We start from the raw sequence: 2,971 nt of genomic DNA on the forward strand, positions 1-2,971 counted from the left end.
CCGCCTGCTGCCCGACTGGGCCACCCGGCGCCTGCCGATTCATGTCGTCTATCCGACCCGACGACACCTGTCGGCCAGAGTACAGGCGATGACGAGTTTCCTCACGGAGTGGTTTGAAACACAGCACGGTGAGGTGATGAAATCGACTCCTTGAGTAATCCGGGCCGCCCTTTGCATTGGCTCTGTCGATGATGAACGGACTACTCGCTAAAACAACTGTCCGGATGGAGTCGCTTGATCCCGCCTTCGATCCGGCGGCAGCGTTATGGGCTGAACGACTCGGGTTGCCGTTGGAGGCTGAGGCAGAGTTTGCCCTGCAGGTGGGGCGGGAAGGTTTGCAACTGGTCGAACTCGGCCAAAACGCGGCAGGACCGCTACGGGTGGATTTCGTTTCGGGAGCCGTTGCACATCGACGCCTTTACGGAGGCGGTAACGGACAGATGATCGCCAAGGCGGTAGGAATACAGTCGGGGGTCCGTCCGGTGGTGGTGGATGCCACGGCCGGGTTGGGGCGTGATGCGTTTGTACTGGCCAGGCTGGGTTGTGCGCTGACCCTGATCGAACGACAACCATTGATTTCCGCGTTGCTTGAGGACGGTCTGCAGCGGGCGCAGGCCGATCGAGAGGTGGGACCCATAGTCGCTCGAATGCGGTTGATTGGCGGCAATGCCATCGATGTATTGCGAACGTGGGAATGCGAACCGCCTCAGGTCATTTATCTCGATCCGATGTTCCCGGTTCGCGACAAGAGTTCGCTGGTGAAGAAGGAGATGCGGTTGTTTCGTCCGCTGGCTGGCGATGACGGCGATGCGCCGGCGCTGCTTGAAGTGGCACTGGCACTGGCCTCGCATCGGGTGGTCGTCAAACGACCGCGCAAAGCGGCGGCCATTGCTGGCAAACCGCCCGGCTATGTGCTCGAAGGCAAATCCAGCCGATTCGACATTTACCCGAAAAAATCGTTTAAAGCGAAAGCTTGAGGATTAGTGCTCCACTTGACCACATTTCATATGAGAAAGTACGTCTTGTCATGAGGCAGAAACCGGCTAGGAGCGGTCGATCAACAAGTCAAAGGGGTCAAGGTGCAGTTGTTCGACGGGCTGGTCTGAGCGCAGACGTCTTTGGTGGCGCGTCTCGGTGCCTGTTGCTGACTTGAGGAGGGGCAAGCGATGCAGCGAATCATGAACGAGATGCTGGCACATTTCTGGCTTCCGGAGACCAAGTACATCATCTTCGTGGTCTCCATCTTAGCGCTGCTGTTGCTGCGGCTGTTGCCCAAGGAACGCCGGCGCGTCGCGAATACCGTGGCCTTGTTCGTCGTCTGCCTTGCCGGGCAGATTCTCGGCGCGCTGCTCCAGGCCCTCGACTACGCGCGTGTCGCGGTGATGGTGCACGAGATCTTCGTTATTGGCTCGGGGATGGCGATGTTTCGCCTCGTCGCCCTGTTCATTTTCCGGGTGATCCTGCAACGCCTGGGGATCATTGTGGCGCGCATCGCCGAGGACATCATTATCCTGATCGTCTACGCCGCTTTTATATTGGCGCGGCTGCATCTGGTCGGGCTCGATCCGTCCAGCCTGCTGACCACCTCGGCGGTGCTCACCGCCGTGCTTGCGTTTGCCATGCAGGATACGCTCGGCAACCTTCTTTCCGGTGTTGCGCTGCAACTCGACAACTCGCTACGCGCCGGCGACTGGATCAAGCTCGACGAGATTAGCGGCCGGGTACTCCAGACGCGCTGGCGGCAGACCACCATCCGGACGCGCAATGGCGAAGTGATCGTCGTCCCCAATAGTCAGCTGATGAAGGGGAAGTTCACGCTCTTCGGTCGCGCCGACGTGGCGATGTGGCCTTGGCGGCGCTGGGTGTGGTTCAACGTCACCTACGCGTCAGCGCCGGCTGCCGTGATCCAGAAAGTCGAGAAGGCGATCAACGGAGCCGAGATTCCGAACGTGTTGCGGGAACCGCTGGCGACTTGCGTGCTGATGGACTTTGGGCCGGGCTACGGTCACTACGCGCTTCGCTACTGGGCACTTGATCCACAGCCCGACGATCCAACCGATTCGGCGGTGCGCGTGCACATTTTCGCCGCCCTGCAGCGTGCGGGGATGCAGCTGGCGGTCCCCGAACAGGCGCTGCATGTCACCAAGGAGAACGACCGGTATCGCGAATCGGTGCACCGCCGCGAAATCGAGCGCCGGATCGCCGACTTGCGCAAAGTCGAGCTGTTTGCCGGCCTGCAGGATGACGAGTTGCGGACAATCAGCGAACGTCTGGCCCATGCGCCCTTTGCCCGCGGCGATGTCATTTTCCAGCAGGGCGACGCGCCGCAGTGGCTCTATCTGCTGGCGGTGGGCGAAGCCGAGGTGTGGATGGATTTGCCCGAACATCCGCGGCAACTTTTTCGCACCATCCACGCCGGCGGCACCTTCGGCGAGAAAGGCGTACTGACCGGGGAGGCGCGCCGAGCCACGATTACCGCCAAGACCGATGTCGTTTGCTATCGGCTGGACCAGGCGACGCTGGAAGAGGTCATCCGCTCGCGACCGGAAATCGCCGAGGCGATCGCCGAAATTCTCGCCCGCCGTGAAGCGCAGATGGACGAATTCCACAATCAGTTCCTTGACGCCCAGGCTGATCGCCCCGCGTCGCAGCCGAAAGCCGGCATGCTCAAGCTGATGCGAAGCTTTCTGGGTTTCTGAGGGGCGGCACACGCTGGCCGGGCGGGTGCTTTTCATCGCGCGCTTGGCTGGACGTCTGGCCCAAACGGCGTCAGCGCGTCGCTATAGTTTCCAGTGGCCGGCGTAGCCGGTCATCTCCAGGTAGGCGAGGCCACTGACGCTACCCTCGACATGGACCAAGCCTTCCCAAAAGGCCACGATCACGGTCAAAGGGGTGAGTTCACTTTACAAATCATTCTGATCACTCCAGTCACTTTTTTGAAATGTTGGAATGTTAGCACTGACCCCGTTGT

At 60.6% G+C, this 2,971-nt stretch carries 3 protein-coding genes; 2 read left to right on the forward strand and 1 reads right to left on the reverse strand.

The genetic code is table 11. From position 1 onward, the window contains the following. Positions 1-191: 191 nt before the first annotated feature. Together RUW20_RS14230 and RUW20_RS14235 are read left to right on the forward strand one after the other, a co-directional pair. A complete protein-coding gene (locus RUW20_RS14230; RefSeq protein WP_313952897.1) occupies positions 192-977 on the forward strand; it encodes a class I SAM-dependent methyltransferase in 786 nt (261 codons plus the stop codon). 189 nt (positions 978-1,166) lie between these two features. Beyond that, positions 1,167-2,699, forward strand: a complete 1,533-nt coding sequence (locus RUW20_RS14235; RefSeq protein ID WP_313952891.1) for a mechanosensitive ion channel family protein — start codon at positions 1,167-1,169, stop codon at positions 2,697-2,699. Between the two features lie 81 nt (positions 2,700-2,780). Here the strand turns inward: RUW20_RS14235 and RUW20_RS21730 are convergent, their stop codons facing one another. Beyond that, a complete protein-coding gene (locus RUW20_RS21730; protein WP_409559370.1) occupies positions 2,781-2,882 on the reverse strand; it encodes a lipocalin family protein in 102 nt (33 codons plus the stop codon). Positions 2,883-2,971: the final 89 nt, after the last annotated feature.

The sequence above is a fragment of the Accumulibacter sp. genome (assembly GCF_032229525.1).
Taxonomy (GTDB): domain Bacteria; phylum Pseudomonadota; class Gammaproteobacteria; order Burkholderiales; family Rhodocyclaceae; genus Accumulibacter.

What these genes read in the sequence shown, in the direction of transcription:
- RUW20_RS14235 (WP_313952891.1), top strand. Translation starts at nt 1,167, where the DNA reads ATGCAGCGAATCATGAACGAGATGCTGGCACATTTCTGGCTTCCGGAG.
- RUW20_RS14230 (WP_313952897.1), top strand. Translation starts at nt 192, where the DNA reads ATGAACGGACTACTCGCTAAAACAACTGTCCGGATGGAGTCGCTTGAT.